The 23,405-nt window shown below is 73.1% G+C and carries 23 protein-coding genes; 13 read left to right on the forward strand and 10 right to left on the reverse strand.

Annotation, left to right across the window (positions count from 1 at the left end):
• Positions 1-37: 37 nt before the first annotated feature.
• Complete coding sequence (locus SM573_RS00970) at positions 38-931, reverse strand: MBL fold metallo-hydrolase (RefSeq protein ID WP_474615203.1); 894 nt, start codon at positions 929-931, stop codon at positions 38-40.
• Between the two features lie 111 nt (positions 932-1,042).
• Here SM573_RS00970 and SM573_RS00975 point away from each other — a divergent pair, with 111 nt between their 5' ends.
• The 3 genes from SM573_RS00975 to SM573_RS00985 all read left to right on the forward strand — a co-directional run bounded on the left by SM573_RS00975 (position 1,043) and on the right by SM573_RS00985 (position 2,974).
• Positions 1,043-1,468 (forward strand): MarR family winged helix-turn-helix transcriptional regulator, encoded by a 426-nt coding sequence (locus SM573_RS00975; protein WP_474612242.1) that lies wholly within the window; start codon positions 1,043-1,045, stop codon positions 1,466-1,468.
• A 91-nt stretch (positions 1,469-1,559) separates the two neighbouring features.
• A complete protein-coding gene (locus SM573_RS00980) occupies positions 1,560-2,135 on the forward strand; it encodes a TetR/AcrR family transcriptional regulator (RefSeq protein WP_474612243.1) in 576 nt (191 codons plus the stop codon).
• Between the two features lie 50 nt (positions 2,136-2,185).
• On the forward strand, positions 2,186-2,974 hold the full coding sequence (locus SM573_RS00985; protein ID WP_474612244.1) for an SDR family NAD(P)-dependent oxidoreductase: 789 nt from the start codon (positions 2,186-2,188) through the stop codon (positions 2,972-2,974).
• A gap of 192 nt (positions 2,975-3,166) precedes the next feature.
• On the opposite strand, the gene SM573_RS00990 is transcribed toward SM573_RS00985, so the two are convergent.
• The 3 genes from SM573_RS00990 to SM573_RS01000 form a co-directional block, all read right to left on the reverse strand.
• Positions 3,167-4,126, reverse strand: coding sequence for a sporulation protein (locus SM573_RS00990; protein WP_474612245.1), 960 nt, complete (start codon positions 4,124-4,126; stop codon positions 3,167-3,169).
• Between the two features lie 107 nt (positions 4,127-4,233).
• Complete coding sequence (locus SM573_RS00995; protein WP_474612246.1) at positions 4,234-5,010, reverse strand: DeoR/GlpR family DNA-binding transcription regulator; 777 nt, start codon at positions 5,008-5,010, stop codon at positions 4,234-4,236.
• Between the two features lie 35 nt (positions 5,011-5,045).
• The gene (locus SM573_RS01000; RefSeq protein WP_474615204.1) at positions 5,046-7,049 is read right to left on the reverse strand and encodes a beta-galactosidase; all 2,004 of its coding nucleotides are present in this window, start codon (positions 7,047-7,049) and stop codon (positions 5,046-5,048) included.
• Between the two features lie 276 nt (positions 7,050-7,325).
• On the opposite strand from SM573_RS01000, the gene SM573_RS01005 reads away from it, so the two are divergent.
• The 9 genes from SM573_RS01005 to SM573_RS01045 all read left to right on the forward strand — a co-directional run bounded on the left by SM573_RS01005 (position 7,326) and on the right by SM573_RS01045 (position 16,727).
• Positions 7,326-8,654, forward strand: coding sequence for an ABC transporter substrate-binding protein (locus tag SM573_RS01005; RefSeq protein ID WP_474615205.1), 1,329 nt, complete (start codon positions 7,326-7,328; stop codon positions 8,652-8,654).
• A gap of 21 nt (positions 8,655-8,675) precedes the next feature.
• The gene (locus SM573_RS01010; protein ID WP_474615206.1) at positions 8,676-9,632 is read left to right on the forward strand and encodes a carbohydrate ABC transporter permease; all 957 of its coding nucleotides are present in this window, start codon (positions 8,676-8,678) and stop codon (positions 9,630-9,632) included.
• The gene (locus tag SM573_RS01015; RefSeq protein ID WP_474612250.1) at positions 9,629-10,537 is read left to right on the forward strand and encodes a carbohydrate ABC transporter permease; all 909 of its coding nucleotides are present in this window, start codon (positions 9,629-9,631) and stop codon (positions 10,535-10,537) included. Before SM573_RS01010 ends, SM573_RS01015 begins: the two co-directional genes overlap by 4 nt.
• Positions 10,534-12,669, forward strand: a complete 2,136-nt coding sequence (locus SM573_RS01020; RefSeq protein ID WP_474612251.1) for an alpha-galactosidase — start codon at positions 10,534-10,536, stop codon at positions 12,667-12,669. The genes SM573_RS01015 and SM573_RS01020 overlap by 4 nt, the downstream gene beginning before the upstream one ends.
• Before the next feature lie 114 nt (positions 12,670-12,783).
• Positions 12,784-13,176: a YciI family protein gene (locus tag SM573_RS01025; protein WP_474612473.1), complete on the forward strand. Its 393-nt coding sequence runs from the start codon at positions 12,784-12,786 to the stop codon at positions 13,174-13,176.
• Positions 13,177-13,180: 4 nt separating this feature from the next.
• On the forward strand, positions 13,181-14,452 hold the full coding sequence (locus tag SM573_RS01030; protein ID WP_474615713.1) for an RNA polymerase sigma factor: 1,272 nt from the start codon (positions 13,181-13,183) through the stop codon (positions 14,450-14,452).
• A gap of 11 nt (positions 14,453-14,463) precedes the next feature.
• Positions 14,464-14,784, forward strand: coding sequence for a DMT family transporter (locus SM573_RS01035; RefSeq protein WP_474612252.1), 321 nt, complete (start codon positions 14,464-14,466; stop codon positions 14,782-14,784).
• Positions 14,785-14,877: 93 nt separating this feature from the next.
• A complete protein-coding gene (locus tag SM573_RS01040) occupies positions 14,878-15,840 on the forward strand; it encodes a TIGR03557 family F420-dependent LLM class oxidoreductase (protein WP_474615207.1) in 963 nt (320 codons plus the stop codon).
• Positions 15,837-16,727, forward strand: a complete 891-nt coding sequence (locus tag SM573_RS01045) for an alpha/beta fold hydrolase (RefSeq protein WP_474615208.1) — start codon at positions 15,837-15,839, stop codon at positions 16,725-16,727. The genes SM573_RS01040 and SM573_RS01045 overlap by 4 nt, the downstream gene beginning before the upstream one ends.
• A gap of 298 nt (positions 16,728-17,025) precedes the next feature.
• On the opposite strand, the gene SM573_RS01050 is transcribed toward SM573_RS01045, so the two are convergent.
• The 6 genes from SM573_RS01050 to SM573_RS01075 all read right to left on the reverse strand — a co-directional run bounded on the left by SM573_RS01050 (position 17,026) and on the right by SM573_RS01075 (position 22,355).
• Positions 17,026-17,826, reverse strand: a complete 801-nt coding sequence (locus SM573_RS01050) for an endonuclease/exonuclease/phosphatase family protein (RefSeq protein ID WP_474615209.1) — start codon at positions 17,824-17,826, stop codon at positions 17,026-17,028.
• A 7-nt stretch (positions 17,827-17,833) separates the two neighbouring features.
• Positions 17,834-19,324 (reverse strand): phosphatase PAP2 family protein, encoded by a 1,491-nt coding sequence (locus tag SM573_RS01055; RefSeq protein ID WP_474615210.1) that lies wholly within the window; start codon positions 19,322-19,324, stop codon positions 17,834-17,836.
• 87 nt (positions 19,325-19,411) lie between these two features.
• Positions 19,412-20,413, reverse strand: a complete 1,002-nt coding sequence (locus SM573_RS01060) for a YihY/virulence factor BrkB family protein (protein ID WP_474612257.1) — start codon at positions 20,411-20,413, stop codon at positions 19,412-19,414.
• Positions 20,406-21,410 carry a diacylglycerol/lipid kinase family protein gene (locus SM573_RS01065; RefSeq protein WP_474612258.1) on the reverse strand — a complete coding sequence of 335 codons (1,005 nt, stop codon included), beginning with the start codon at positions 21,408-21,410 and terminating at the stop codon, positions 20,406-20,408. Before SM573_RS01065 ends, SM573_RS01060 begins: the two co-directional genes overlap by 8 nt.
• A gap of 130 nt (positions 21,411-21,540) precedes the next feature.
• Positions 21,541-22,119, reverse strand: a complete 579-nt coding sequence (locus tag SM573_RS01070) for a Clp protease N-terminal domain-containing protein (RefSeq protein ID WP_474612259.1) — start codon at positions 22,117-22,119, stop codon at positions 21,541-21,543.
• Positions 22,119-22,355 (reverse strand): helix-turn-helix domain-containing protein, encoded by a 237-nt coding sequence (locus SM573_RS01075; protein ID WP_474612260.1) that lies wholly within the window; start codon positions 22,353-22,355, stop codon positions 22,119-22,121. Before SM573_RS01075 ends, SM573_RS01070 begins: the two co-directional genes overlap by 1 nt.
• 157 nt (positions 22,356-22,512) lie before the next feature.
• On the opposite strand from SM573_RS01075, the gene SM573_RS01080 reads away from it, so the two are divergent.
• The gene (locus tag SM573_RS01080; protein ID WP_474615211.1) at positions 22,513-23,343 is read left to right on the forward strand and encodes a universal stress protein; all 831 of its coding nucleotides are present in this window, start codon (positions 22,513-22,515) and stop codon (positions 23,341-23,343) included.
• Positions 23,344-23,405 lie beyond the last annotated feature (62 nt).

The raw sequence follows: 23,405 nt of genomic DNA on the forward strand, positions 1-23,405 counted from the left end.
GGTGAGCTGCGTACGACGTGTTTGCGGTGGCGGACCGTCAGGCGACGGGGACCCAGGTGAACCGCCCGTCGGGGCGGCGCTCGGCCCGCCCGAACACCACGTCGGCGAAGTGGCAGCCGTAGCCGATGGTGTCGGGGCGGTTCAGCTCGCGGACGAGGCGACGACGGTGCTCGGCGGATTCGACGGGGTCGTGGTCGATGCCGCAGGACCACTCGGGGTGGCTGACCTGGACCGGCGCGTGCAACGCGTCGCCGAACGCGATGAGCCGCCGGCCGCCGCCGGTGATGGTGTACGTGGTGTGGCCGACGGTGTGGCCGGCGGCGAACGAGACCCGCACGCCGGGGAAGATCTCCTCGCCGTCCTCGACCGCGCGGACGCGGGCCGCGAAGGTGGCCAGACGGTCCTCGGTCGCCCCGCCCCGGGCGGCCAGGTCGCGCCGCTCCCACTCGGGTGCGGCGACGAAGTGGGTGGCGTGCCCGAACGGTTGCGCGTCGGTGCCGGGCACCCGGCTCCACGCCCAGCCCAGGTGGTCGGTGTGCAGGTGAGTGATGGCCACGGCCTCGATCCGGGCCGGCTCGCGGCCCAGCCGCCGCAGGTTGGCGAGCAGCTCGCCGCCGTGGATACCTCCGACCAGGGGGTTGCTCGGGTCGTCGGGGTAGGACTCGGGTCCGAAGCCGGTGTCGATGAGCAGCGCCCGGTCGCCCTGCTCGACCAGCAGCCCACCAATGCTCGCGGCCAGGAAGCCGCCGTCGTCGAGGTGATCGGGGTGGGCCGCCCAGTCGGCGTCGGTGGCGGCGGGGAGCCAGCCGCCCGGCTTGAGCCGGGCCAGGCCGTCCGGGACGTGGGTGATCGTCAGGTCGCCCAGGGAGAGCGACCGAACGGGCGATGCGATGGTCAGTCGTGCGCGATCGAAATCGGGCGCCGTGGCCATATGGTCCTTACCTCGTGCTCGAAGAGGTGCCGCGGGGGCGGCTGGGCGGACCGAAAGTTACAACTAGAACAGCTCAAGTTGCAACTATCTAAGTTCTAGTAAACTCGTACCGTGGCCACCGAGAGCGAGACCCGAGCCCAAGCCGACCGCCAGCTGTGCGGGCTGGTCAACGGCTTGGCGAGTCACATCGAGGCCCACCTTCGGGTCCGAGCGGCCACCCTCGGCCTCACCGCCTCACAGGGCACCGCGCTGCGCGAGCTGACCGGCCCCATGACCCTGCGTGAACTCGCCGACCGGATGAGCTGCGAGCCCTCCAACGTCACCTTCGTCGCCGACCGCCTCGAAGAGCAGGGCTACCTCGAACGCCATCCGCACCCCGACGACCGCCGGGCCAAGCAGCTCGTCCTGACTCCCGAGGGCACCGAACTGCGCCAACGCCTGCTCACGTTGCTCGCCGAGGACTCCCCCCTGGCCCCGCTGGGCCCCGAGGAGCGGGAGGTCCTGCAGCACCTCCTCACCCGCGCCCTCATCCGCTGACCTGGATGTGACCCCGCCGGCTCGCCCAGAGTTCGAGTGACTGCTCCCACAGTTGTGGACCGATCGGTTCCTTATCCTCTACGGTTGTCCCATGGGTAGGCCGAGGACATTCGACATCGACGCGGCGGTTGACCGTGCGATGGAGTTGTTCTGGCGTCAGGGGTTCGAGGCGACCTCGACCGAGGACCTCGTGGAGGGTCTCGGGATCGCCCGGGGCAGCCTCTACAAGGCGTTCGGATCCAAGGAGCAGCTCTACGCGCTGGCGCTGCGCCGTTACTGCCAGCGCCACGCGGGAGGGCTCGTCGAGGTGCTGGACCGGGCGGAACTGGTGCGCCCGGCGATCCGGGCGGTGCTCCTCGAGCTGGTCGAGGCCGACCTGGCCGATCCGGAGCGGGGATGCCTGCTGGTCAACGCCGCCACCGAGCGCTCGGCCCACCCGGAGACGGTGCGGCAGGTGTCCCGCACGATGGGTCAGGTCGAGTCGGCCCTGGCGGGAGCGCTGGAGCGGGCCCGGGTCCGCGGGGAGATCGCGGCGGAGAAGGAGCCGCGGGAGCTGGCCCAGTTCCTGACCACGTTTCTGCAGGGTCTACGGGTCATGGGCAAGGCCCGGGCGGATCGCGAGTTCCTCGGCAACGCCGTGGAGGTCGCCCTGGGCGCGCTCGACTGAGTTTTTGCTACCCGAATTAGGAACCGATCAGTCAATAACTGGGAGTTGAAGTGGATCTCGAACTTCAGGGCAAGGTCGCCATCGTCACCGGGGCGAGCAAGGGCATCGGCCTGGCGACCGTGTCGGCGTTGCTCGACGAGGGGGCGCACGCCGTGGCGAGCAGCCGCACGAACACACCCGAGCTGGAGGCACTCGCCGCGCGTGGGGCCACCGTGGTGCTGGCGGACATCACCGACGCGGGCACCCCGCAGCGGCTCGTCGACACCGCGCTGTCGACGTACGGGCGCCTGGACGTGCTGGTCAACAACGTCGGCGCCGGCAGCGTCCGGTCAGGATTCCTCGACGTCGACGACGCCGAGTGGGCGCGGATCTTCGACGTGACGTTCCTGAGCGCCGTACGCACCACCCGGGCCGCCCTGCCCGCCCTGCTCGGCAACGGCGGCGCGATCGTCAACATCAGCAGCATCAACGCGCGGGTGCCGTTCCCGATGGTGGTCGACTACTCCGCGGCCAAGGCGGCGGTGACCAACCTGACCAAGACCCTGTCGGAGGAGTTCGCGCCGCGCGGCGTGCGGGTCAACGCCGTCTCGCCCGGTCCGGTGCGGACTCCGTTCTGGACCGCGCCCGACGGTTTCGCCCACGCGGTCGCCGCCGGCGCGGGAGTCACCGCCCAGCAGGCACTCGACGAGGTGGTGCCGAGCAGCATGGCGATCAGCACCGGCCGGATCACCGAGGCCCGCGAGGTCGCCGACCTCGTCCTGTTCCTCGCCTCCACCCGCTCCGCCAACACCACCGGCGCCGAGTTCATCCTCGACGGCGGCCAGGTCAAGAGCATCTGACCGGACGATGCGGGAACGGATCACCCGCGGGCCCACCCCGTGCTCGACGTCGTGTCCGGCACGGGATCCGTCGGCCTGTGCGGGTGACCCGTTCCTGCATCCACCTGCCGTCGCCCTCGCCCCACGACCTCCGTCGGGGCAGCGGAACGCCGCGTCCACCGCCGCGCCGTCCCACACCCGGCGGGCGTGGACCTACTCGTCGAAGCCCAGGTCCTCACCGAGGTCGCCCTCGAAGGCGTCCTCGATCATCTCGCCGGCGATCATGCCACCCGCCACGCCGAGCGCGGCGCCCGCGAGCATGCCGCCCATGCCCGCCCCCCGGCCGTGGCCGTGGCCGTGGTGGCCGCCGTGACCGAAGCCACCGGCGTGCATGCTGCCGTAGCGCGAGGTCGTCTCGCGCAGCCAGCCGTCGACCACCTGGGTCCAGTCGAGCCGGTCGGCGTCGGCGTGCGAGACCTGGTAGCGGCCGTAGCTGTCGTGCCCGGAGCTGAGGAACCCGCCGCGCTTGTCGCACTCCAGCACCACGTCGATGCCGTACTGGTTGGTCACGAAGGTCAGCTCGACCTCCCGGACCGTCTGCGCGTACTGGGGCGCGGCGAAGAACTCGATTTCCTGGTAGAACGGCAGCGTCTGCTGCACGCCGTAGATCTGGCCCCGCTCGAGGTCGGCGCCCTTGAACCGGAAGCCGAGCCGCTGGAACGCGTCCAGGATCCGCTCGTGCACGGGCAGGGGATGCACCGCCACGTGGTCCAGGTCGCTCTTGTCCACCGCCCGGGCGATCGCCAGCTCGGTGCGCAGACCCATCGTCATGCCGTGCAGCCGCTGACCGTAGACGTCGGTGATCGGCGTCTCCCACGGCACCGGCAGCTGGAACGGGATGGAGAGCTGCTGCTTCGGGGCGAGCTGGAGCGGGCCGCTGACCGACATGCGGTGGAACTCCATGATGCCCGCGTACTCGGTGTCGTGGCCCTCGATCTCGACCCGGGTCACCAGGCTGAGCACGACCTGCTCGATGTTGGCCGGCGCCTCGCCGCCGAGGAGGTTGACCTGACCCTCGAGGGACAGGCCGGGGCGCGTGTTGGGGTTGGCCAGCACCGTGTCGACGCTGGGCCCGCCCACACCGAACGCGCTCATCATCTTCTTGAAGACCATCGGAACTCCCGTGCGAACGCCGAAGGGCTCCACCGTGGAGCCGGACTCTGCTCGACCGCACCCTATCGGCCGGCCCTGTGAGGTCCCTGTGAAGCGCGACGGCGCGTCTACCCCGCGTGCACGACGACCAGCTCACCGACCTGGTCGCCGATCACGCTGCGGGCGTCGGCCGGCAGCCCGGCGTCGGTGACGAGGATGTCGGCGGCTTCCAGCGGCGCGATGGTGGCGATGCCGATCGTCTCCCACTTGGTGTGGTCGGCGAGCACCACCAGGCGGCGGGCCGAGCCGATGAGGCACCGGTTCACCCCGGCCTCCAGCAGGTTCGGGGTGGTGAAGCCGGTGCGCGGGCTCATCCCGTGCACCCCGAGGAAGAGCAGGTCCACGTTGAGGGAGCTGATCGCCGCCTCCGCGACCGGGCCGGTCAGCGCGTCCGACGGCGTGCGGATCCCACCCGTCAGCACGACCGTCTGGTCGGCGCGCGGCTCCTGGTAGAGCGCGTCGGCCACGGGGATCGAGTTGGTCACCACGGTGAGGCCGCGCACCTCGGAGAGCAGCCGCGCCAGGGCCGCCGTGGTCGTCCCGGCGGAGAGCGCGATGGCCATGCCGGGCTCCACGAGCAGGGCCGCCCGCTCGGCGATGGCCCGCTTCTCCGCCTGCTGGCGGATCGACTTCGCGGCGAAGCCCGGCTCGTCGGCGGAGCCCGGACCGGCAAGCGTCGCGCCGCCGTGCACCTTGTCGACCAGGCCGCGCTCGGCCAGCACCTCCAGGTCCCGCCGGATCGTCATGTCCGACACGCCGAACCGGCTCACGAGCTGGCTCACCCGGACACCGCCGTGCTGCCGGATCAGCTCGAGGATGGCGCTCTGCCGCTGCTGGGCGAGCATCCGGTCGTACCTCCTTCGGCCCTCGTCACCCTGGCTCAGGCCGTCGTGGCGGCCCGGTCCTCCCGGACCACCGCGACCTCGCCGGCCGGCACCGCCAGCTCGCCCTCGCACCGGTCGCCGGTCAGCAGCTCCACACCGCGGACGGGCAGCCGCGCCGGGTCGTCGGTGTGGTTGATCACGAACAGCCAGCTCCGCTCGCCGTCGCCGCGGCGCACCACCTCGACGCCGGGCGGGGCCGCGGCCGCGGGCCGTACCCCCGACTCGGCGACCAGCCCGGCGACCAGCCGGTCGGTGGCCGGCTGGTCCAGCCGGGTGCCGAGATACCAGGCCGCGCCCGCGCCGACCGCGTGGCGGGTCACCGCCGCCACGCCGGGCAGCGGCCCGTCGGCGTACGAGGCGAGCACCTCGGCGCCCTCCGGGTGCAGCCACTCGGTCCACACGTCGGCGGTCGACCCGTCGTCGAGGTGGACGCGCTCCCCCGCGCGCAGCGGGAAGAACTCCTCGGTGCGGACGCCGAGCAGCTCCCGGAACGCGCCCGGGTAGCCGCCCAGGCGGATGTGGTCGTGCTCGTCGACGATGCCGCTGAAGTAGGTCACCAGGGCGGAGCCGCCCGCCTCCACGAACCGGCGCAGCGCGGCGGCGTCGCCGTCGCGGACCAGGTAGAGCGTGGGCGCCACCACCAGGCGGTAGCGGTCGAGATCCGCCGACGGGTGCACGATGTCGGCGGTGATCCCCGCCCGCCACAGCGCGTCGTGCACCGCGGCCAGGCGGTCGAGGTAGGTGACGTCGACGCTCGGGTGCGAGTCCAGCTCGACGCCCCACCACGCCTCGTAGTCGAAGAGGATGGCCACCTCGGCCTCCACCCGGCTGCCCCGCACCTCAGCGAGCGCGCCCAGGTCGGCGCCGAGCCGGCACACCTCGCGGAACACCTTCGTCTCCGGCCCGGCGTGCGGCACCAGCGCGGAGTGGAACTTCTCGGCGCCGGCACGGGACGCGCGCCACTGGAAGAACAGCACCCCGTCGGCGCCCCGGGCGACGTGCGCCAGGCTGTTGCGGCGCAGCTGGCCCGGCGTCTTGGCGACGTTGCGCGGCTGCCAGTTGACCGCGCTCGTGGAGTGCTCCATGAGCAGCCACGGGTCGCCTCCGGCGACGCCGCGGGTGTGGTCGGCGGCGAGCGCCAGCCCGACGTGCGCCCGCGGGTCGGCGGCGGTCAGGTAGTGGTCGTTGGCGACGAGGTCCACGTCGTCGGCCCAGGAGTGGTAGTCGAGGTACTTCACCCCGGTGCCGATCATGAAGTTCGTGGTCACGGGCTGGCGGACCAGGCGGCGCAGCACCTCCCGCTCGGCGCGCAGCTGGGCGCGCTGCTCGTCGGAGGAGAACCGCAGGAAGTCCAGCTGCTGCGTGGGGTTCGCGAACGTGGGCGCCGTCCGCGGCGGGTTGATCTCGGCCCAGTCGCCGTACCGCTGGCTCCAGAACGCGGTGCCCCAGGCGGCGTTGAGCCGGTCCAGGTCGCCGTACCGCTCGCGCAGCCAGCCCCGGAACGCCTCGGCGCTGACGTCGCAGTAGCAGTGCACGTTGTGGCAGCCCAGCTCGTTGGAGACGTGCCACATGACCACGGCCGGGTGCGCGGCGTACCGGCCGGCGATCGCCTCCACGAGCGCGAGCGAACGCTCCCGGAACACCGGTGAGCTGGGGCAGTACGCCTGCCGGCCGCCCGGCCAGAGGATCGTGCCGTCGGCACGGCGGGGCAGCGTCTCCGGGTGCGCCCGGGCCAGCCACGGCGGCGGGCTCGCGGTGGCGGTGGCCAGGTCGACGTCGATCCCTCCGGAGTGGAGCAGGTCGAGCACCCGGTCCAGCCAGCCGAAGTCGTACCGGCCGGGGGTGGGCTCGAGCAGGGCCCACGAGAAGATGCCGACCGAGACGAGGTTGACGCCGGCGCGGCGCATCAGCTCGACGTCCTCGGCCCAGACCTCCTCCGGCCACTGCTCCGGGTTGTAGTCGCCGCCGAAGTAGATCCGGTCACCCTGCCATCGCCGCATGGCAGCAGAGCGTGCCCCGATCGATCCATCAAGTCAACACTTTCCAACATGCACATGCTTTCCAACGTTTACCTCATAACGGCCCCGTCACGACTGGGATATCCGCCCGTATTCACCCTCTTGACAGCGCCGCAGGGAGGGGTAGCTTGAGGCGCCACCGGCAGTTCGTGTTCACCAATGTGGATTCACGGTGGATCCAATGTGCGATCACGAGCACCTACCGCCACCCCTGACGGCCCTTGGGCGCAGCGCACCTCTTCATCCGCAGGAGGAACAATGTCCCGTCCCCGTACCCAAGCCGAGTACCTGGCCAGACTCGTACCGCCCTCCGTCGCCGGCCTCGACCGCCGCACGCTGCTCAGCGGGGCGGCCGGGGCGGGCGCCCTGCTCGGCACGGGGCTGCTCGCCGGCTGCGGCGGCTCCGACTCCGGCGGATCCGGATCCAAGACGGTGTCGATGGGCTCGAACGCGTCCGACCCGACGCCCAAGGACGTGCTCGCCAAGGTGTCGGGCGCCTTCAAGACCTCCTCGGGCATCGAGGTCGCGATCAACACGGTCGACCACAACACGTTCCAGGAGAACATCAACAACTACCTGCAGGGCAAGCCGGACGACACCTTCACCTGGTTCGCCGGCTACCGCATGCGGTTCTTCGCCGCCCGGGGCCTCGCCGGCGACGTGTCCGACGTGTGGGGCAAGCTCTCCGGCTTCTCCGACGCCTTCAAGAAGGCCTCCACCGGCGACGACGGCAAGCAGTACTTCGTGCCGTTCTCCTACTACCCGTGGGCGGTCTTCTACCGCAAGTCCGTCTGGCAGCAGCACGGCTACCAGGTGCCGAAGAACCTCGACGAGTTCACCGGCCTCGCCAACCAGATGAAGAGCGACGGCCTCACCCCGATCGCCTTCGCCGACAAGGACGGCTGGCCGGCGATGGGCACCTTCGACATCCTCAACCTGCGGATCAACGGCTACCAGTTCCACGTCGACCTGATGGCCGGCAAGGAGGCGTGGACCTCCGACAAGGTGAAGAAGGTCTTCGACACCTGGGCCGGACTGCTGCCGCTGCACCAGCCGGACGCGCTGGGGCGCACCTGGCAGGAGGCCGCGCAGTCGCTGCAGCAGAAGAAGAGCGGCATGTACCTGCTCGGCCTCTTCGTCGCCCAGCAGTTCAACGCCGACGAGCAGGACGACATCGACTTCTTCACGTTCCCCGAGATCGACCCGTCCATCGGCGCCAAGGCGCTGGACGCCCCGATCGACGGCTACATGATGGCGCGCAAGCCGAAGTCCGAGGAGAACGCCAAGAAGCTGCTGGAGTACATCGGCGGCGTGGAGGCGGCGAACATCGCCGTGAAGACCGACCCCGGCACCCTGGTCGCCAACAGCGGCGCGGACACCAGCGGCTACAGCGCCCTGCAGAAGAAGGCGGCCGAGCTGGTCGGCTCCGCCACCGAGATCGCCCAGTTCCTCGACCGGGACACCCGGCCGGACTTCGCCTCGACGGTGATCATCCCGGCCCTCCAGCAGTTCATCAAGGACCCGAAGGACATCGGCGGGCTGCTGACCAGCATCGACAACCAGAAGAAGTCGATCTTCACGAGCTGACGGCGAGAGGGGGAGGACATCATGTCCGACCTGCCCCTGATCCAAGCGGATCGCGCCGTGGAACCGCCGGCCGCGACCACCACCACGGGTGGTCGCGGCCGCCGGCTGCGGCTCCTGTCCCGTACCGACCGCGTGGTGATCACGCTGATGGTGCTGGTCCCACTGCTCCTGGTCACCGCCCTGGTGTGGCTGCCGGCGCTGGCCACCGTGGTGCTCTCCGGCACCGACTGGGACGGCATCGGCCCGCTGGGCGACATCGAGTTCGTCGGCGGGCGCAACTACGGCGACGTGTTCACCATCTATCCACCGTTCGTGCCCGCGGTGCAGCACAACCTGCTCTGGCTCGCGGTGCTCTTCCTGGTGGCCACGCCGTTCGGCATGTTCCTGGCCGTGCTGCTCGACAAGGAGCTGCGCGGCAGCCGGTTCTACCAGACGGCGCTCTACCTGCCGGTCGTGCTCTCGCTGGCGCTCATCGGCTTCGTCTGGCAGCTCATCTACTCCCGCGACCAGGGCCTGCTCAACGCGGTGCTCGGCACGGACGTCGACTGGTACGGCGACCCCGGCGTGAACATCTGGGCCGTCATGCTCGCCTCCGGCTGGCGGCACGTCGGCTACATCATGCTGCTCTACCTCGCCGGGCTGAAGGGCGTCGACCCGTCGCTGCGCGAGGCCGCGGCCGTCGACGGCGCGTCGGAGACGAAGAGCTTCTTCCGGGTGGTGTTCCCGGTGATGCGTCCCATCAACATCATCGTGCTCGTGGTGACGGTGATCGAGTCGCTGCGCGCGTTCGACCTGGTCTGGGTCGTCAACAAGGGGCGCAACGGTCTGGAACTGCTCTCCGCGCTGGTCACCCAGAACGTGGTGGGCGAGGCGAGCCGGATCGGCTTCGGCTCGGCGCTGGCGACGATCATGCTGGTCGTCTCGCTGGTCTTCATCACCATCTACCTGGCCACCGTCATGCGGGGGGACGACCGATGACCGCCACCGTGACCCGGCCGCGCGCCGCGGAGGAGGTGTCGCCGCAGCGGCGACGGCCCACCCCGCAGCGGGTCGTGCTGCACGTCTTCCTCGCCGCCGTGGCGATCGGCTGGCTCTTCCCGATCCTCTGGGCGGTGCTCACCTCGTTCCGGTCGTACGACTACACCGCGAGCCACGGGTACGTCTCGTTCGGCGGCTGGACCATCGACAACTACCTGACCGCGTGGCGGCAGGCGGAGTTCGGCCAGCACTTCCTCAACTCCGTCTACATCACCGTCCCGGCCGTGCTGCTGACCCTCTTCCTCGCCTCCTGCGTGGCCTTCGTCATCGCCCGGTTCAGCTGGAAGATCAACCTGGTGCTGCTCGGTCTCTTCACCGCGGCCAACCTGCTGCCGCAGCAGGCCCTGCTCATCCCCCTGTTCCGGCTCTTCACCGAGGTGCCGCTGCCGCCGTTCATGAGCGACTCGGAGCTGCTCTACGACAGCTACTGGGGGCTCATCCTCATCAACGTCGCGTTCCAGTGCGGCTTCTGCGTCTTCGTGCTCAGCAACTACATGAAGGCCCTGCCGCGCGATTTGTACGAGGCGGCGATGGTGGACGGGGCGAGCGTCTGGCGGCAGTACTGGCAGGTGACGATGCCGCTGTGCCGGCCGGCTCTGGCCGCGCTCGCCACGCTCGAGGTCACCTGGATCTACAACGAGTTCTTCTGGGCCACCGTGCTTATGCGCACCGGGGACAAGTTCCCGGTCACCAGCTCGCTGAACAACCTGCGCGGCGAGTTCTTCACCGACAACAACCTGGTCTCGGCCGGCAGTGTGCTGGTGGCGATCCCGACGCTGGTGATCTTCTTCCTGCTTCAGCGTCACTTCGTCCGGGGCCTCACGTTGGGAGCGAGCAAGGGATGAGTCTCCTGCACCTGCGCCGCACGCGGACCAGCCTCGTGCTCGACGCGCGCGGCCCGGGCCTGCCCCGGGTCGTCCACTGGGGCGGCGACATCGGCGACCTCGACAGCGACGGGCTGCGCCAGCTCGCCGACGCGACCGTGCCGCCGGTGGTGCCGAGCAGCTTCGACACCCCCAGCCTGCTCTCCCTGCTGCCCGAGGCCGGCGCCGGCTGGAGCGGGCGGCCGGCGCTGGCCGGGCACCGCGACCGCGCGGACTGGTCGACCGCGTTCCGGCTCGAGGGCGTCGACGTCGAGGACGTCCCGGGTCGGGAGGCGCGGGCGACGGTGCGGGCCACCGACCCGGACGCCGGGCTCTCGCTGACCGTCGAGCTCACCCTCGACCCCACCGGCCTGCTGCTGCTGCGCCACCGCGTCCGCAACGACGGGGACAGCCCGTACGAGCTGCGCGAGCTGACCCCGGTGCTGCCGGTGCCGGCGGTCGCCACCGAACTGCTCGACCTCACCGGCCGGTGGTGCCGGGAGCGGTCCCCGCAGCGGCACCCGTGGCCGATGGGCACCTGGGTGCGGGAGGGCCGGCACGGGCGCACCGGCCACGACGCGACGTTGCTGCTGGTCGCCGGCACGAGCGGGTTCGGCTTCGGGCACGGCGAGGTGTGGGCGGTGCACACCGCGTGGAGCGGTGACCACGTCACCTTCGCCGAGCGTCGCCCCACGGGCGCGGCCGTCCTCGGCGGCGGCGAACTGCTCGCCCCGGGCGAGGTGGTGCTCGGGCCCGGCGAGTCCTACGCCACTCCCCTGCTCTACGCCGTCTGGTCCGACGCCGGCCTGGACGGGCTGAGCGACGTCCTGCACACGCACCTGCGGGCCCGGCCGCGGCACCCCCGCTCACCCCGGCCGGTGACCCTGAACGTCTGGGAGGCCGTCTACTTCGACCACGACCTGGACCGGCTGCGCGCGCTCGCCGACCAGGCCGCCGAGGTCGGCGTCGAACGGTTCGTGCTCGACGACGGCTGGTTCCGGGGCCGCCGCGCCGACACGGCCGGGCTCGGTGACTGGTACGTCGACGAGGGCGTCTGGCCCGACGGCCTGCACCCACTGATCGAGCACGTCACGAAGCTCGGCCTGCGGTTCGGCCTCTGGGTGGAACCGGAGATGGTCAACCCGGACTCGGACCTGTTCCGCGCGCACCCCGACTGGGTGCTCGCCACCGCCGGGCGGCTCCCCCCGCCGTGGCGCAACCAGCAGGTGCTCGACCTGGCCCGGCCCGAGGCGTACGCGTACCTGCGGGACCGGCTGGACGCCCTGCTGACCGAGCATCCGGGCATCAGTTACCTGAAGTGGGACCACAACCGGGATCTCACCGAGGCGGGCCACCTCGGCCGGCCCGGCGTGCACGCGCAGACCGAGGCGGTCTACCGGCTCCTCGACGAGCTGCGCCGCGACCACCCCGACGTGGAGATCGAGAGCTGCGCCTCCGGCGGGGCGCGGGTCGACCTGGAGATCCTCGCCCGGACCGACCGGGTGTGGGCCAGCGACTGCAACGACGCCCTGGAGCGGCTCGCCATCCAGCGCTGGACGGGGCTGCTGCTCCCGCCGGAGCTGGTCGGCAGCCACATCGGCCCGGAGCGCTCGCACACCACGAACCGGGTGCACGACCTGGGCTTCCGGGCCGCCACCGCGCTCTTCGGCCACTACGGCATCGAGTGGGACATCGCCTCGGTCAGCCCCGCCGAGCGCGCCGAGCTGGCCGACTGGGTGGCGCTGCACAAGCGGCTGCGCCCGCTGCTGCACACCGGGCGCACGGTCCGCCTCGACCACCCCGACCCGGCCGTCTGGGGCCACGGCGTGGTCGCCCACGACGGCTCGCGGGCGGTGTACACGGTCAGCCGCCTGGCCACGTCGGTGGCCGAGACGCCCGGCGCGGTACGGCTGCCCGGCCTCGACCCGCGGCGGCGCTACACGGTGCGGCCGGCGCGGGGCGTGCCGGGGCCCGCGACGGTGCAGCGGGCCGCGCCCGGCTGGCTGCCCGCCGGGGTGACGCTGACCGGCGCGGCGCTGGCCACGGTGGGCGTGCAACTGCCGGCGCTGCACCCCGAGCAGGCGCTGGTGCTGGAGGTCACGGCGGCCGGCTGACTTTTCTCCAAGATTTTCCGTCGAGCATGTCGAGACCGGCGGTTGCTGCTTCTACCTCAGGGTGAGAGCACCGAGAATGAGGTGCGCAGGCGTGAGGAGCCCACCGTGAAGTACATGTTGCTGATGCAGTTCAGCTCCGCCGGGACCGACTTCCCGTCGATCGACACCTGGTCACCGGAGGAGATCCGGGCGCACATCGCGTTCATGGGTGAGGTCAACGCGAAGCTCGTCGCCGACGGGGAGTGGGTGCAGGGCGAGGGTCTGGGCGGCCCACAGCAGGCGCGCATCGTCCGGGCCGGGGAGAACGGCGCCCCGGTGGTCACCGAGGGGCCCTTCGCCGAGACCAAGGAGTTCCTCGCCGGCTGGTGGATCGTGGACTGCGAGACTCCGGAGCGGGCCGTGGAGATCGCCGCGCACATCTCCACCGCGCCCGGGCCCGGCGGCCGGCCGCTCAACATGCCCATCGAGGTGCACCCGGTGCTGTCCGCCCCGCCGCAGGAGCTGTGAGCGGCTGACCACCCTCGACCGACGCACCGAGGACCTGCTGCGCGAGCTGGCGCCGCAGGTCCTCGGCGTGCTCGCCCGACGCTTCGGTGACTTCGCGACCGCCGAGGACGCGGTGCAGGAGGCGCTGCTGGCGGCGGCGGCACAGTGGCCGGTCGAGGGCGTGCCGGCGAACCCGCGGGGCTGGCTGATCCAGGTCGCGTACCGCCGGATGATCGAGCTGGTCCGGGCGGAGACGGCCCGGCGCCGCCGGGAGGACCTGGCCGCGCGGCGCGACCCGGAGGACCGGCAGAGCGCCCCGGCGGCGGACGAGCAACTGACCGCGGACCGGGACGACGAGCTGATCCTGCTCCTGCTCTGCTGCCACCCGGCCCTCTCCCCCGCCTCCGCGATCGCGCTGACCCTGCGCGCGGTCGGCGGGCTGAGCACCGCCGAGATCGCCCGCGCCTTCCTGGTGCCCGAGGCCACCATGGCCCAGCGGATCAGCCGCGCCAAGCAGCAGATCCGCGCCTCCGGGATCCCGTTCCGGATGCCCGACGACGCCGACCGGGCCCGGCGGCTGGCCGCCGTCCGGCACGTGCTCTACCTGATCTTCACCGAGGGGCACACCAGCAGCGCCGGGCCCGACCTGCGCCGGGTGGACCTGTCCGCCGAGGCGATCCGCCTGACCCGCGCCCTGCACGCCCGACTGCCCGACGACAGCGAGACGACGGGGCTGCTGGCGCTGATGCTGCTCACCGAGGCGCGCAGCCCGGCACGGACCGGCCCGTCCGGCGAGCTGATCTCCCTGGCCGAGCAGGACCGCGGCCGGTGGGACGCCGCGGCGATCGCCGAGGGGGTCGCGCTGGTCACCCGTGCCCTGCCCCGGGGGCCGGTCGGGCCGTACCAGCTCCAGGCCGCCATCGCGGCGCTGCACGACGAGGCGCCGTCGGCCGAGCAGACCGACTGGCCGCAGATCCTCGCCCTCTACGAGGTGCTGGAGCGGCAGTCGGGCAGCCCGGTGGTGGCGTTGAACCGCGCGGTGGCGACCGCCATGGTGCACGGGCCCGCCGCCGGTCTGGCCGCGCTCACCGAGCTCGCCGACGACCCCCGGCTGGCCGGGACCCACCGCCTGCACGCCGCCCGCGCGCACCTGCACGAGATGGCCGGCGACCGGGCCCGCGCCGTGGCCGACTACCGGGCCGCCGCCGGCCGCACGAACAGCGTGCCGGAGCAGCGGTACCTGACCATGCGGGCCGCCCGGCTCGCCGCGGCGGAGGCCCCGCCGCCCGACGACTGACGAGGTACGACATGGCGTACGTCCTGCTGGGCATCGCGATCGCGGCCGAGGTGATGGCCACCAGCCTGCTGAAGGCCACCGCCGGCTTCACCCGGCTCTGGCCCACCGTGGCCTGCCTCGCCGGCTACGGGCTGGCCTTCGTGATGCTCTCGCAGGCGGTGAAGCAGATTCCGGTCGGCGTCGCGTACGCCCTCTGGTCGGGGCTCGGCACCGCGACGATCGTCGCGATCGGCGCGGTCTTCCTCGGCGAGCCGGTCGGCGCCGTGAAGCTCGCCGGCATCGCGCTGATCATCGCGGGCGTGGTCATCGTGAACCTCAACGGCGCCCACTGACCCGGCTCACCGGCGGGCGAACCGGACCCGAGGGTTGACCGGGGCGCGACGGGGTATCCGGGGAGGATCCGCCGGTGGGGAAGGAGATGCCACATGGTCAGCGTCGGCTACACCCTGATGTGCGAGCAGACCGGCCCGAAACAGCTGGTCGACCATGCGGTGCGGGCGGAGGCGGCCGGCTTCGACCAGCTCGTCGTCTCCGACCACTACTACCCCTGGCTGGACGCGCAGGGCCACTCCCCGTACGCCTGGTCGGTGCTGGGCGCCGTCGCGCACGCCACCAGCCGCGCCGAGCTGATGTCGTTCGTGACCTGCCCGATCCGCCGCTACCACCCGGCGGTCGTGGCGCAGAAGGCCGCCACCGTCGGCGTGCTCTCCGACGGCCGGTTCACCCTCGGCCTCGGCGCCGGCGAGAACCTCAACGAGCACGTCGTCGGCGGCTGGCCACACGTGCAGCAGCGGCACGAGATGTTCGAGGAGGCGCTGCAGATCATCCGTCCGCTGCTCAACGGCGAGACGCTGACCTTCTCCGGCAACCACTTCGACGTGCCCGACGCGTACGTGTGGGACCGGCCCGAGACGCCGGTGCCGATGGCGGTGGCCGCCTCCGGCCCGCAGTCGGCGAGCCTCGCCGCCGAGTACGGCGACGGCGTCATCGCCACCGAGCCGGACCCGCGCATCATCCAGCTCTACGACGACGCGGGCGGCGGTGGCCGGCGCCGCTACGGCCAGGTGCCGATCTGCTACGGCCCGGACGAGGCCGAGTGCCGCAAGATCGTGCACGACCAGTTCCGCTGGTTCGGGTTGGGGTGGAAGGTCAACGCCGAGTTGCCCGGTCCCGAGTCGTTCGCCTCCGCCTCGCAGTTCGTCCGCGAGGACGACGTGGCGCGGGGCATCCCCTGCGGCCCGGACGTCGACCGGCACGTCGAGGCGTTCAAGGCGTTCGTCGACGCCGGCTTCACCCACGTGGCGCTCCTGCAGGTGGGCGGGGAGAGCCAGCCGATGTTCCTGGACTGGGCGCAGGAGCAGCTGCTTCCCCGGCTCCGCGAGCTGTGAGCCGGCTGCCGAGCCCGGCCGGGCGGTTCTCCCTCGCGGAGCTGCGGCTGGCGCTGGCCGCGCCCCGGCCGGCCGCCGGGCTGACCAGCGAGTGGCGCTCGGTCGACGGGCTGCGGACGCACACCCGCCGCGGCGGCGACCCGGGCACCGGCGCGCCGCCCGTCGTGCTGGTGCACGGCCTCGCCGTCTCGCACCGCTACCTCACCCCGCTGGCCGTCGCGCTGTCGGCCACCCACCCGGTGTACGTACCGGACCTGCCCGGGTTCGGGCTCAGCGCCCGGCCCGGCGAGGCCTACGACGTGTCGCGGCACGTCGACCACCTGATCGCCTGGATGGCCGCGTACCGGCTGCCGCCGGCCTGCGTCCTCGGCCACTCGTTCGGCGCGGAGGTCGCCGCGGCGCTCGCGGCCCGACACCCGGAGGCGGTGCGCGCCCTCGTGCTGGCCGGGCCGACCAGCGACCCGGCCGCCCGGACCCGGCGTGCCCAGGTCGGCCGCTGGCTCGTGGACACCCTGCGGGAGGCGAAGGCGCAGGCGCCCATCCTGCTGCGGGACGTGTGGGACGCCCGACCGTGGCGGGTCGCGGCCACCCTCACCCACTCGGTGCGCAACGCCGTCGAGGCGGACCTGGTGCGGGTCGCGGCGCCGGCCCTCGTGGTGACCGGCGGACGCGACCCGGTGGTGCCGCAGCGGTGGCGCGCGGAGGCGGCGCGCCTGGTGCCGCGCGCCCGGGCCCTGGTCGTGCCCCACGCTGCGCACAACGTGGCCACCACCGCCCCGGCGGAGCTCGCCGACGCGATCCGCCGGCTGCTGGACGCGCCGGACACCGGACCGCTGGCGGCGGCACCCCGGCGGGACGGCTCCGGGCGCGCGGGCGTGCTCCCGTGACGGGGTCCTCGGTGGCGGCGCACGGTGGCCGGCCGGTCGTGCGTCCGGCCGCCGTGGCGGCGAGCCGCCCGCGACTTCAGCGCTGACGATCCGGTGTGGGTAACGGACGGGAACGGGAGGGAGTGCGATGCGAATCGGGAACGTGGAGGTCCGGCCGCTCGGCGGCGGGCTCGGCTGCCTGTTGATGATCCTCTTCTCGGTGCTCGCCTCGGTGGTGCTCACCGTCCTGGTCAACCTGGTGTTCTGAGACCCGCCGGGACCGGCCACCCCGGGTGGGCCGGCCGGGTCGGGCCGGGGATCAGGCCGCGTCGAGGGCCACCTCGGCCACCACCGGGTAGTGGTCGGAGGCGTGGTCGGCCGCGCCACCGCGCACCACCCGGCAGGCCCGCACGCGGGCGGCCAGCGCGGGGGTGGCGAGCAGGTAGTCCAGCCGCATCCCGACAAACTCGGCCCCGCCGTGCCGGGTGGGCACGGTGAGCCCCTCGTCCGGCCCGCCGGCCGCCCGCCAGAGGTCCACCAGGCCCGCGTCGAGCAGCACCCGCACCGCCCGGGTGTCCGCGGTGCGCCCGTCGCGACGCAGGTGCCGACGCCGGTGCACGGGCCGCAGCCGGCTGATCCGCTCGGTGTGGTCGGTCGTCGGGTCGAGCGTGTTCAGGTCCCCGCCGACCAGGCTCAGCTCGCCGGGCGCCCGGCGTACGGCGCGGGCGAGCCAGTCCACCTCCACCCGGCGCCACCCGCCCGAGTACGGGTTCAGGTGGGTGCCGAGCACGGTGAGCGGCCCGCCGTCGGTGGCCAGCACCACCCGCGCCGCCGCGTGGTGGAACGGTCGACGCAGCGGACCCGCGGCGACGGTACGCAGCGGCGGGCGCACGAGCACCGCGACGGGCTGGCCGAGCAGGCTGCCGGCCAGGTGCGGGCGCAGGCCCAGCCGGTCGGCGAACCCGGCCAGCACCCCCGTGGCGTCGAACCCCCGCAGCTCCTGGAGCAGCAGCACGTCCGGCCGCTCGCCGTCGACCACCTCGACGATCGCGTCCCGCCGGTCGCCGCCGTCACGGTCACGTCCACCGGTCCGGATGTTCCACGTCATCACCCGCAGCACAGCGCCCTCAGTCCACCCGGGCGGCCCGCGCCAGCTCGTCGTCGAGGTCGGCCACGTCCTCCGACCCGATGCTCGGCCGGTTGCCCGCGTGGACGTCGGCGTTGGGCCGGATCACCCAGTAGAGCAGGCCGATCCAGAGCGCGCCGAGCAGCATCGCGCCCATGAAGTCGGTGGGGTGGTGCATTCCCCGGTACATCCGGGAGGTGGCCACGCCGAGGGGCATGACGACGGCGAGCACGACCGTGAGCCACCGCCACCAGCGGTCGGTGCGCGGCATCACCAGCACCGCGATGGCCGCGTAGAGGCAGATCGTCGCGGCGATGTGGCCGGAGGGGAAGGAGGAGGTGGGCATCGGCCCGTCCAGGTTCTCCACCGGCGGGCGGGGCCGGTCGACCGCGTGGGCGCTGGCGAGGAAGAGGGTCAGCTCGCCGAACATGGCCAGCGCCACGAACAGCACCGGCCGCCACCGCCGCCACACCGCGAGCACCAGCGGGCAGAACACCAGCGAGACGAGCAGGATCGCGTGGGTGTCGCCGAACTTGCTCCACCACCAGCTCAGCTCGGTCAGGGCCGTGGTGTGCCGTTGCGCGAACCAGCGCGGCACCTCCGTGTCGAGGGTGGCCAGGAAGGTGCCCCCGGCGTGGTAGCTGACGAACATGCCGAAGCCGTAGAGGGCGCCGAAGACCAGCACCCAGCCGACGATCAGCTCGGCCACGGCGGAGCGGGGATGCTCCAGCACGTGCTCCTCGGCCGGGGCGGGGGCGATGTCGTGCCCCGCCTCCGGCTCCAGCCCCTCGCTCAGGGGCGGCACCGGCCGGCCGCGCTCACGGCGCCAGAGCCGGAAGGCGTACGCGGTGACGCCGAGCCAGACCGCGCCGAGCAGCCAGCCGGCGAGCACGTCGGAGACGAAGTGCACGCCCAGCGCGATCCGGGTCAGCCCGACGAGCAGCACCAGCGTGGCGACCAGGGCGATGGCCGGCCGGCGCCAGCGGGGCGCCAGCGCCGGCAGGAAGACCAGCAGCAGCGCGCCGTACGCCACGAACGAGCCCAGGGCGTGCCCGCTGGGGAAGCTGTTGCCGGGCGCGCTGGCCACCGGCACGTCGACCACCGGGCGTAGCCGCCCGACCAGCGTCTTGACGGACGGATCGAGGATCAGCCCGCCGACCCCGGTGATGACCAGGTACACGGCCAGCCGGGGCTGGCGGCGGATCAGCAGGCCGACCACGGCGATGGTGACCAGCCAGATCAGGATCGGCCGTCCACCGAGGTCGGTCAGCGCCTGGAGCACGGTCACCAGCGGGCCGTGCGGCGCGACCAGGTCGTTGAACCACTCGGCGACCGCCCGGTCGGCGGCCTGCAACGGGCTCCACCGGAAGCGCACCAGGGCGAGCAGGAGGCCGAACGCGGCGCCCGCCCCGGTGACGACGACCAGCCCGGCGACGCTCCGCTCGGCGAAATGCCCGATCGGTCGCCGCAGCGCCTCTCTGACCGCGGTCACCCCGCACCTCCCTCACCGTCCCTGGCGAGCGGCTTTACCCGATCCGCGCCGCCCGTACACCGAGGGCCCGCGCAGCCGGGGTACGGCTCAGAGCGCCGTCATCTCCCCGGTGTCGAAGACCTCCGCGCGCTCGGCCTCCGGCTCCCACAGGTCCGGCTGCGCCGGCTCCCGCACGCCGATCCGCAGCGCCTCCAGCTGGGCGGCGAACGCGAGCCCGCCGAAGAGCGCCATGCCGGTGAGGTTGGCCCAGAGCAGCAGCGCCATCATCCCCGTCAGCGCGCCGTAGGTCTGGCCGAACGCGTCACTGAGGCTGACGTACGCGGCCAGCAGCAGGCTGGTCAGCCACCAGAGCACGGTGGCGATGCCGGCGCCGAAGAACAGCCAGGACAGGCCGGGCTGGCGGCGCCGGGGCGCGTGCCGGAAGATCACGGCCACCGCGAGCACCGTCAACGCGAGGCTGAGCGGCCAGCGGACCACCGCCCAGAGCCCGTGGACGTACTCGCCCCACGGGTAGTGACGCCGCACCGAGTCGCCCATCGGCCCGCCGCCCACCAGGATCAGGAACCCGGTGAGCGCCGGTACGCCGGCGACCACCGCCAGCGCGGCGGCCCGCACGTACTTCCACAGCGCGGGGCGGTCCCGTTCCACGCCGTAGATCCGGTTGGCGCCGCGCTCGATCTGGGCCATCGTGGTCGTGAGCGCGACCAGGCCGGTCAGCAGACCGAGGGTGAGGGCCAGTTCGCCGGCCCGTTCGGTGCTCTCCCCCTCGCCGAGCAGCTCGGCCACCACCGCCTCGCTCGCCCCGGGCGTGAGCGCCAGCACCGTGTCGGCGACGACCTCGCCGCCCTCCTCGACGCCCAGTTCGCTGATCAGGCCGGTGAGCGCGATCAGGAACGGCACGACGGCGAGGCAGAGCTGCAGCGCGAAGGCCCGGGAGTGGCTGAACCCGTCGCCGTAGCGGAACCGGACGAAGGCGTCGCGCAGCAGGTGCCAGCCGCCCTGCCGCCGCAGGGTGTGCCAGGCGTCGTCGGCCGACAGCTCCTCGTCCGCCATGAGCCGGGTCTCCGGCACCATGCGGGTGCTACTCATGGCGCGCCTCCTCGACCAGCTCCTCACCCCGCTCGGCGGCGCGGTCCGCGTCGACGGCGAGGTCCGGCGCCTGCTCGGGCTGCGGCACGCAGAGCCAGAGCGCCTTCGGCCGGATCACCACGCGCAGCCGGCGACCCGGCGCGATGAGGTCGCCGTCGAGTTCCCGGGGTTGGGTGCGGCTGGCGGTGACGATCACCCGTCGACCGCGGAAGACCTCCATCCGGGGCACCCGCCCGCGCCGGCGGATCACCGCCCAGCCCAGGGAGAGCCAGTGCCGGAGGTGGTGGGGGGTGAGGACGGCGACGTCGAGCCAGCCGTCGTCCGGCTCGGCCTCGCTGAGCAGCCGGATGCCGCCCTGGAGCCGCCCCACGTTGGCGACCAGCACCGAGCGCGCCCGGCGGCGCACGGGCGGGCGGTCGTCGACGCGGATCGACACCCGCATCGGACGGTCGCGCAGGTGCCGGGCGGCGCCCACCACGTACGCGGGCCAGCCGATCCGCGCCTTGGTCGCCTCGCTGGTGGCGGCGAGCATCTGGGCGTCGAAGCCCATGCCGGCCATCACCGTGAAGTAGCGCCCGTCCACCTCGCCGACGTCGAGCAGCCGGCGGCCGCGGTCGACGGCCACCTGCAGGCCGGCGGCCAGGTCGGTGGAGAGGCCGAGGTTGGCGGCGAGCAGGTTGCCGGTGCCCTGGGGCAGCACGGCCAGCGCCACGTCGGTGCCGACCAGGCCGCTGACGCACGACATCACGGTGCCGTCGCCGCCGCAGGCGAAGACCACGTCGACGCCGGCCCGTACCGCCTCCTCCGTCTGGCCCCGGCCCGGGTCCTCGACGGTGGTCTCGTACCACAGCGGCTCGGGCCAGCCGGCGGCGGTGAGGGCGTCGTCGACCGTGCGCCGCAGCTCGTCGAGATCGGCGACCTTCACCGGGTTGACCACCACGGCGGAGCGCAGCCCGCCGTCGCCGCCCCCCGGTCCCCTCTGCCGTCCAGCATTCACGGCGTCAGTGTGCAGCAACCCGCGACCTTCAGCGAGCCCTGGCCACGGCGGGGTCGGAAGTGCCACAGACAGGTTTGCCGGGCCGGGCGACCGGGGGCGGGCGGCGTCCGGCCACCGGCCCGGTCCCCGCTCAGGCGGCCGTACGCAGCGCGGTCTCCACCCGCCGGCGCAGGTCGTCGAGGTCGACACCGGACTCGGCGAGCACCAGCGCGGCCAGCCCGTTGCCCTCGCGGAGCAGCCCGAGCAGGATGTGCTCGCTGCCGATGTGCTTGTGCCGCAGCCGGAGCGCCTCACGCAGCGACAGCTCCAGCACCTTCTTCGAGCGGGGTGAGAAGTGGCCGCCGGTGTGGCGGCGACGCCCCCAGCGCCGGCGCGGCGCGGGCGTCGCCTCGCGCAGCGCGTCCGGGCCGAAGGTCTCCTCGATGCGGGCCACGATGGCGGCCAGATCGATGCCGATCTCCCGTAGCGCGGCGGCGTCGGCGTCGCCGAGCCCGACGCCGCCGGTCTCGGTGTGTCGGCGGACGCGGGCGCGCAGGTCGTCGGCGTCGACGCCGGCCTCGGTGAGCACCCGGGCGGCGAGACTGTGCTCGTCGGCGAGCAGGGCGAGCAGCAGGTGCTCGGTGCCCACCGGCCGCCGCCCCTCGGCCCGGGCCTCGTCCAGTGCCCGGTGGACGATCTCGCGGGCCCGGTCGGTGAACCGTTCGAACATCACGCCTCCCAGGAGGTGGGGACCGCCGGTCGCCCGGCGTGCTTCTTGTGGACCGCCTGCCGGCTGACCTCGAGTGCGTCGGCGATCTCCTGCCAGGACCAGCCCTGTCGTCGGGCGTTGTCGACCTGGACCACCTCGAGCCGCTCGAGCAGCCGGCGCAGCGCGCGGACGGCGCGCAGCCCGACCCGGGGGTCGGTGCTGCCGGCTGCCGCCGCGAGTTCCGTAGCATGGCTCATGCTGTCAACGTACGTTGACAGCATGGCCGTGTCAACCCTTGTTGACAGACGGAGGTGACCGACGGCCGCGAACCGACCCGCCGTCGTCCGTGACCGGACTACCCTCGGTCGAGGGAGCGTGGTCGTGCCGGGCGCGACGCCCGGGAGGTGATGTCGGATGACCGCAGCCGCCGGTCGAGCGGTGCTGGTCGGTCTCGGCTCGGAGCGCAACCTCCCCGTGGTCCGGCTCGCCGCGCAGGAGGCCGCCGCGCACGGCCGGCCGCTGCACCTGGTGCACGCCTTCGACTGGGCCGCCGCGTTCGAGGCGGACACCGTGGCCGCCCCGCGCGACGCCGCCGAGGACCTGATCGCCCGCGCCAACGACCTAGCCCGGGACGTGGAGCCGGAGCTGACCGTCACCGGCGAGATCGTCGAGGGCCCCCGCGTGCCCGTCCTGCTCCGCCGGGCGGAGCTGGCGTTCCTGCTGGCGGTGGGCGACGGCGGGATAGCCACCTGCGACGACTGCGTGCCCGCCGACGCGCCCGCCATCCAGCTCGCTGCCCGGGCCGGCTGCCCGGTGCTGGTGGCCCGGCGGGAGCCGCCACCGCAGGGCCCGGTCCTGGTCGGCGTGGACGGGTCGCCCACCTCGCACGCCGCCCTGGAGTGGGCCGTCGAGTGCGCCGCGCGACGGGAGGCCCGCCTGCTCGCCGTCCGGGTGGTCGAGCCCGGCGAGGACGAGGACGCCGTCACCCGGCAGCTCACCGAGGTCGTGCAGCGGTGCGCCGGCCGACGCCCCGACGTGCCCGTCGAGTGCCACACCATCCGCGGCGACCCGGGTCTGGTGCTGGTCGAGCAGGCCCGCTCGTCGCAGCTGGCGCTGGTCGCGGCGCGCGGTGACGAACCGTGGCGGGGCATGCTCGGCGAGGTGGCGCAGTCCCTGCTCTACCACGCGCCGTCGCCCGTGATCGTCGTCCGCGGCGTGACCGACACCGCCACCGAACGGGCATGACGTCCGTCCCGCTCGGGACCAACGACCCTGAACCGCCAGCGCCCCCACCCGCCAGGCTGGAT

Source organism: Micromonospora xinjiangensis (genome assembly GCF_056150165.1).

Coding starts and splice junctions, on each gene's coding strand:
- SM573_RS01020 (WP_474612251.1), top strand. CDS start 10,534: ATGAGTCTCCTGCACCTGCGCCGCACGCGGACCAGCCTCGTGCTCGAC.
- SM573_RS01025 (WP_474612473.1), top strand. CDS start 12,784: ATGTTGCTGATGCAGTTCAGCTCCGCCGGGACCGACTTCCCGTCGATC.
- SM573_RS01060 (WP_474612257.1), bottom strand. CDS start 20,413: ATGAGTAGCACCCGCATGGTGCCGGAGACCCGGCTCATGGCGGACGAG.
- SM573_RS01075 (WP_474612260.1), bottom strand. CDS start 22,355: ATGAGCCATGCTACGGAACTCGCGGCGGCAGCCGGCAGCACCGACCCC.
- SM573_RS00990 (WP_474612245.1), bottom strand. CDS start 4,126: ATGGTCTTCAAGAAGATGATGAGCGCGTTCGGTGTGGGCGGGCCCAGC.
- SM573_RS01000 (WP_474615204.1), bottom strand. CDS start 7,049: ATGCGGCGATGGCAGGGTGACCGGATCTACTTCGGCGGCGACTACAAC.
- SM573_RS01040 (WP_474615207.1), top strand. CDS start 14,878: ATGGTCAGCGTCGGCTACACCCTGATGTGCGAGCAGACCGGCCCGAAA.
- SM573_RS01070 (WP_474612259.1), bottom strand. CDS start 22,119: ATGTTCGAACGGTTCACCGACCGGGCCCGCGAGATCGTCCACCGGGCA.
- SM573_RS00980 (WP_474612243.1), top strand. CDS start 1,560: ATGGGTAGGCCGAGGACATTCGACATCGACGCGGCGGTTGACCGTGCG.
- SM573_RS00995 (WP_474612246.1), bottom strand. CDS start 5,010: ATGCTCGCCCAGCAGCGGCAGAGCGCCATCCTCGAGCTGATCCGGCAG.
- SM573_RS00970 (WP_474615203.1), bottom strand. CDS start 931: ATGGCCACGGCGCCCGATTTCGATCGCGCACGACTGACCATCGCATCG.
- SM573_RS01010 (WP_474615206.1), top strand. CDS start 8,676: ATGTCCGACCTGCCCCTGATCCAAGCGGATCGCGCCGTGGAACCGCCG.
- SM573_RS01005 (WP_474615205.1), top strand. CDS start 7,326: ATGTCCCGTCCCCGTACCCAAGCCGAGTACCTGGCCAGACTCGTACCG.
- SM573_RS01080 (WP_474615211.1), top strand. CDS start 22,513: ATGACCGCAGCCGCCGGTCGAGCGGTGCTGGTCGGTCTCGGCTCGGAG.
- SM573_RS01035 (WP_474612252.1), top strand. CDS start 14,464: ATGGCGTACGTCCTGCTGGGCATCGCGATCGCGGCCGAGGTGATGGCC.
- SM573_RS01015 (WP_474612250.1), top strand. CDS start 9,629: ATGACCGCCACCGTGACCCGGCCGCGCGCCGCGGAGGAGGTGTCGCCG.